This window comes from Mycobacterium arosiense ATCC BAA-1401 = DSM 45069, assembly GCF_002086125.1.
Taxonomy (GTDB): domain Bacteria; phylum Actinomycetota; class Actinomycetes; order Mycobacteriales; family Mycobacteriaceae; genus Mycobacterium; species Mycobacterium arosiense.
Genome location: NZ_MVHG01000145.1, coordinates 1 through 5975 on the forward strand (window position 1 = coordinate 1; position 5975 = coordinate 5975).

General features: G+C 68.3%; 6 protein-coding genes. 3 read left to right on the plus strand and 3 right to left on the minus strand.

Features of this window, described 5'->3' with window-relative positions; genetic code table 11:
• Positions 1–240 precede the first annotated feature (240 nt).
• The gene (locus BST14_RS27245; protein WP_083067396.1) at positions 241–627 is read left to right on the plus strand and encodes an Rv0313 family protein; all 387 of its coding nucleotides are present in this window, start codon (positions 241–243) and stop codon (positions 625–627) included.
• Positions 628–641: 14 nt separating this feature from the next.
• Here the strand turns inward: BST14_RS27245 and BST14_RS27250 are convergent, their stop codons facing one another.
• Positions 642–1313, minus strand: a complete 672-nt coding sequence (locus tag BST14_RS27250; protein ID WP_083067397.1) for a DUF3060 domain-containing protein — start codon at positions 1311–1313, stop codon at positions 642–644.
• 57 nt (positions 1314–1370) lie between these two features.
• On the opposite strand from BST14_RS27250, the gene BST14_RS27255 reads away from it, so the two are divergent.
• Complete coding sequence (locus BST14_RS27255) at positions 1371–2390, plus strand: NADP-dependent oxidoreductase (RefSeq protein ID WP_083067400.1); 1020 nt, start codon at positions 1371–1373, stop codon at positions 2388–2390.
• A 94-nt stretch (positions 2391–2484) separates the two neighbouring features.
• Here the strand turns inward: BST14_RS27255 and BST14_RS27260 are convergent, their stop codons facing one another.
• A complete protein-coding gene (locus tag BST14_RS27260) occupies positions 2485–3093 on the minus strand; it encodes a hypothetical protein (protein WP_083067398.1) in 609 nt (202 codons plus the stop codon).
• Positions 3094–3397: 304 nt separating this feature from the next.
• Here BST14_RS27260 and BST14_RS27265 point away from each other — a divergent pair, with 304 nt between their 5' ends.
• A complete protein-coding gene (locus BST14_RS27265) occupies positions 3398–4219 on the plus strand; it encodes a glycoside hydrolase family 16 protein (RefSeq protein ID WP_083067399.1) in 822 nt (273 codons plus the stop codon).
• Here the strand turns inward: BST14_RS27265 and BST14_RS27270 are convergent, their stop codons facing one another.
• Complete coding sequence (locus BST14_RS27270; protein WP_083067401.1) at positions 4220–5752, minus strand: glycosyltransferase family 39 protein; 1533 nt, start codon at positions 5750–5752, stop codon at positions 4220–4222. It abuts the gene before it with no gap.
• Between the last annotated feature and the right edge of the window lie 223 nt (positions 5753–5975).

Sequence of the window (5975 nt, forward strand, 5' to 3'; positions counted from 1 at the left end):
CGCCCCGGCCGCGGCGCCGGCTGCACCTCCGCCGGAGGCACCGCCCCCGGCGCCCCGGCCCGCCGCGCCGCAGCTGCCCCAGCAGCCGCCGGTGACGATGTATCTGCACTTCCCGTTCGTCACGGTGCCCATTCCGATCACCCCGCCACCCCCGCCGGCGCCACCGGGCCCGTAGCGCGTGGCAAACGGTCTCGACTGAGCGCACACTGACAGGTAGGGCACGAGCGCCAAGGAGGTCGCGTGGGCGAGCACAGTGGATTCGGATTTGACCCCGACGAATTCGATCGAATGATTCGGGAAGGCAGCGAAGGCCTGCGCGACCTCGTCGAGCGAGTCAGCAAGTTCGTGGCCGGTCCCGGTACCCGGACGGGCTGGTCCGCCGTTTTCGACGACCTGTCGCGGCGCCCGCGCAGTGCCCCGGAAACCGCCGGCGAAGCCGGCGAGGGCGTGTGGGCCATCTACACGGTCGACTCTGGCGGCGGGGCGCGTGTCGAACAGGTCTATGCGACCGAACTCGACGCGCTGCGGGCGAACAAGGACAACGTCGACCCCAAACGCAAGGTGCGGTTCCTGCCCTACGGCATCGCGGTCAGCGTCCTGGATGATGACGCCGAAGAGACTGCCTAACAAGCGTTTTCGGCTCAGCCCTGACCCACCACGTTCGAGCCGCCGGAGTTGCTGATCTTCGGCGCTCCCGAGTGGTAGGTGACCTTGTTGTCGAAGCCGGAGGCCTCGATGCTGTCGACGGCCTCCACGGTGATCGTATTCTGCACACCGGACACCGACAGGCTGGTGCAATGCCCGGTGATCGTCACCGTGTTGGAAACCCCACTGACGCTGACGATGTTGTCGTTGCAGGCGATGGTCCGGTTCTCGTTGATGCCGGAGACGCTGAGCTCGGTGCCCGGCGGGGTGCGGGGTGAAGTCGACGGCGAGGCTGACTTCCGGCGGGAGGTCGACGGGCCGGGGCTCGTCGAAACGCGGGGCGGGCTGGACGTTTTGGAGACGGTCGGCGGCGTGGCGATGATCGACTTGAACCCGGAAAGCTGGTGTGCGGCAAAGGCCGCGATGCCACCGGCCAGGGCCAGCACACCGATGGCGACGACCGTGCCGGCGATCCACCACACCCGGTTGCTGGGCGGGCGTTGCTGGGGCGGGCCGAGCGTGGGGCCACCGTATGTCCACGGGGCGCCCGCCGGGCCGGGGGGATAGCCGGCGGGCTGCGTGCTGCCCTGCTCTGAGGCCCGCGCCGCCTCGGCGAGCGGGCGCTCGAGTTCCCGGATCCGGTCTTCCGGGTCTTCGTTTGCTGCCATGGAATGAATATGCCATTGGCTTCTGCGTTCACGGCCGGTTCGGTAGTTTTTACGATCGTGCCCGATTTGCCGAATCGCCAGGTCCTCCTTCGCCGCCGGCCCTCCGGGCTGGTCCAGCCGGAGGACACGGAAATGGTCACCACGCCGGCGCCCGAACCCGCCGACGGCGAGGCGCTGTTGCGCACCACCTACGTCGGCATCGACGCCGCCGCCCGCACCTGGCTCGACGACCAGCCCAGCTACCTGCCGCCCGTGCAGCTGGGCGAGGTCATCCGGGCGGCCGGGATCGGCGAGGTGGTCGCGTCGCGGTGCAACGCCTACGCCGTCGGCGACGTCGTCACCACGCTGACCGGCTTTCAGGAATACGCGCTCATTCGCGACGACCTGTTCAGCACGCCGATCCCCGGCGAGGACGACCAGCTGGCCATCATGTCGGTCTACGGGCCGACCGGCGCCACCGCCTATTTCGGAATGACCGACATCGGCCGGCCGCAGCCCGGGGAAACGGTGGTGGTGTCGGCGGCCGCGGGCGCCACCGGGTCGGTCGCCGGGCAGATCGCCAAGATCGCGGGCGCCCGGGTGGTCGGCATCGCCGGCGGGCCGGAGAAGTGCCGGGCGGTGGTGGAGGACTTCGGCTTCGACGCGTGCATCGACTACAAGAACGACGATGTCGCGGCGGCGCTGAAAAGGCATTGCCCGCAACGAGTCAACGTCTACTTCGACAACGTGGGCGGGCCCATCCTCAACGCCGTGCTCGGCCGGCTGGCCTCGCACGCGCGCGTCGTCCTGTGCGGCGTCATCTCCAGCTACCTGACCGGCGAGCACCCCGGCCCGGCCAACTACGTGAACCTGTTGTCCAAGACCGCGTTGATGCAGGGCTTCAACGCGCTCGATCAGTGGGGCCGCTTCGACGAGGCGTTCGCCGCGCTACGCCAGTGGGAGGCCGAGGGCCGACTTCACCACCGGCAGACCATCTTTGAGGGCATCGAGTCGTGCGTCGATGCCCTCAACGGCCTGTTCACCGGTGTCAACATCGGCAAGACCCTGGTCAGGCTCAGCGAACCCACGTCCCGCTAGGGACGCCGCCCCATGCCGCGCCGAGCGTGGGGCTCAGGTACGAAATCCCTTGAGTTTCCGTCCATATGCCCCACGCTCGGTGGGCCGCGGCGCGCTAGGCCTCGCCGAGCACGCGGTGCAGCGCCTTGCGTGCGTCGGTCAGCGCCTCGAGCACCCTGGTCCGGGTCTCGGCGAGCTGCTGCTTCTGTTCGTCGGTGCCCGTCCAGGCGATGGTGCGGGCGAGGCCTGCGATCTCGAAGAGCTCCTTGCGGATCTTTACCACGTCGCCGAACTTGGCCGCCCGGCCCAGGAAGGCGTGCGCGGTCTCGCTGCTGATGCCGCGCCAGGCCAACAGGTTTCGGCCGAGTTCTGTCAGCGTCGCCACACCGCCGTCGACGGTGACCACGCCGCGTCCGGCGAGGATGCCGATCGCAAGCTCCGCGATGTCCTGGGGCGGGGTGAACGCGCCGCCGGTGGCATCGGATACCCGTTGCACCACCTGTGCGGCATCGGCCGGCCCGTCCAAGAGCAGCGCCGCGGTGACGAACGCCGCGCGCTTGAGACCGTGACGACCCTTCTTGCCGAACGGCGCGAAGCCGGGGCCACCAAAGCCCGGCCCGCCAAAGCTCGGCCCGCCGAAGCCCGGACCACCAAAGCCCGGACCACCAAAGCCCGGCCCGCCGAAGCCCGGCCCGCCGACACCACCGAAGAATCCATGAGACATGACTGTTTCCCTTTCTAGAACCATCAAGCTCCTTGATACCAGCGCCAGCGGCTATGTCAACTAGCTTGATGGTTGGGTTTGAAGTCCCTGGAAGCGGGCGGCACTGCTGCTATCGTCGCTTGTTTATGCCAGGGGGATCGCGGCGACGGAGCGGCGAGCCGGTCGTGACCGGCGAAGTCGCGCACGGATCGCGACGGCAGGATGCGGGCCACCCCACCGCGTGGTGTTATAACACCGTTTGCGAGAGTTGCCTGGGGAGATCGCGCCGAGCTTGACGAGCCGGCTTCAACGATTGGTGGTTTAGATGGATCGTCGCAGCATGATGCTGATGTCGGGCCTCGGCATGATCGGGGCTGCGATGCGCTTGCCGGGTGCCTGGGCCACCCCGTCGGCGCCCGAAGCGCCGCCATCAGCGGGCGGCGGGCCTTTCATCTTCGCCGACGAGTTCGACGGCCCGGCGGGTTCGGCTCCCGATCCGGGCAAATGGACCGTCCAGACCTGGCAGGACGACGTGTTCCCGCCGGTCGCGGGGATATACCGCGACGACCGCCGCAACGTGTTCCAGGATGGCAATTCCAACCTCGTGCTGCGTGCCACCCAGGAAGGGGACACCTACTACGGCGCCAAACTGCGGGGCAACTTCCGCAGCATGATCAACCAGACCTGGGAAGCGCGGATCAAGCTGAATTGTTTGGAGCCGGGCCTTTGGTCGGCGTTCTGGGGCGTCAACGAGGACCCGCTGCCGGACGGCGAGGTCGACCTCTTCGAGTGGTACGGAAACGGTTCGTGGCCCCCGGGAACCACGGTGCACGCCGCGTCGAACGGCAAGACGTGGGAAGGCAAGTCCATCCCCGGCATGGTGGACGGCAACTGGCACACCTGGCGAATGCATTGGGGCGAAGACGGATTTCAGTTCGCCCGCGACGGCGCGCAGTACTTTACCGTGCCGAACAAGCCCATCCACGTCCACGGCGGCGCCCCCGACGACTTCCGCTGGCCGTTCAACAATCCCGGCTACTGGATGACGCCCATGTTCACCCTGGCGGTCGGTGGCGTCGGCGCCGGCGATCCCGCGGCGGCCACCTACCCGGCGGACATGCTCGTCGACTGGATCCACATCTGGTGACTATCGCTGGGCTTTGAGCACCTGGACCAGATTGAACTGCCAGCGCTCCACCAGGCGGAAGCCCAGGTCGTGCGGCACCGCGAAGGCGGTGCTCGCCCAATAGACCGGGCCGGGCGGCAGCGCCGGTCCCCGTTCGTGCGGCGGCTGCGACGGGTCGGCCTGCGTGATGATCCAGACGACACCGCACCGGCCCAACGGCCCGGCGACCACCTCGGGGATGAGGTTGGTGTCGAACACGTCGTTGCGGTCGGTCGCCCGCTGCCACAGGGTGAGGTCGATCAGCTTGCGATAGGCATCCGGGCGCGCCGCCATCAGCGGACGCATCGGGGCCGGCATGAACGTCACCGTGTCGTTGACCAGTAGGCAATCGCCCGGCGCGGCCTTCGCGGTGATCAGATCGGCCACCTGGCTGTAGTCCATGCCGTATTTGGCATACGGGTTGCGTTGCACCCGAACGTAATTGGGCGCGGCGGCCACGGCGAAAAGGCCGACGAGCGCCGTCGTCACCCATGGCCTGGTGGGGCCACACGCGGCCACCGCGCCGGCGCAGACGCCCAGGATCAGCGCCAGCGCCGGCGCGGTGAAGCACAGGTAGCGCGGGGTGTAGATCGGATGAACCAGCGCCGAATACGTCACGATCGCGGCCGTCGGCGCCGCGAGCCAGGCCGTCGCCAGCACCAGCAACCGGCGCTGCGACTCCATCAGACGCGCGGAACCACTGAGCCACAACACGATTGCCGCGCCGATCAGCAACGCCGACAGCACGGCGAACGGCGGGCATCGCTCGAAATACTGTTGCATCACCACGTCTTCGATGGTGCGGTGGCCGATGGGTGCGACCCAGCTGATCTGGTGTGCCTGCCCGGCGACCGTCATCAGGAACGGCAGCAGCGCGGCCACCGCCAGGGCTGACGCTATGACGAAGCCCGCCAACGTCTTTCGGGACCGGTGGAAGACGCCGATGAAAACGGCGTAGGCCGCCAGCAGCAGGGCCAGGTACGCGTCGAGCACGATCGAGCAGGCCAGCGCGATGGAATACCACAACCACAGCCAACCGGTGTCGCGGCGTGCTGCGTAGACCAGCAGGACCGTGAGCCATACGGCGGCCATCATCGACATGGCGTACGGGCGCGCCTCGATGGCCGCCCACGTGGTCCGGGGCAGGATCGCGCAGAACGCGCCGGAGGTCACCGCGACGGTCCGGGAGGAGAACTGCTTGCCCAGCACGACGACGCCGGCGGCGGCGGCCCCCACCGCCAGGGCGCTGGGCGCGCGCGACCAGAACTCGGTGGGTGGAAAGACCTGAAACCACCCGTGCATGAGCAGGTAGTACAAACCGTGGACGGCGTCGACGTTGCCCAGCATGTGCCACATCTGAGTGAGTGACCGGCTGTAGGCGGCCGAGATGGTCGCGGCCTCGTCGTACCAGAAGGAGGGCCGGGCCGCACCGGCCAGGCCCACCGCGACGGCCAGCACGGCGACGAGCAACGGGTCCAGCGCCGCCGCGGCCGCCGGGCGGCGACCCGTCAGCACGCCGCGGCGACTCGGTGACTCTTCGGTGGTTCCGATGCTCACCGAACCGCCCGGGACGTCGCGGTTTGGCTGAACACACCGCTATGTTGCCAGAAGCGCCCGGCGCCGATCGGAGGACTCAACGCGCCGCTCATTCGAACGTATGAGCGGCTCCTCACCTTCTCGTGGGTAGCTGTGGGTGGATTCCGCCGAGGGTCAGATAGATCATTGAGGTCAGTGCTTG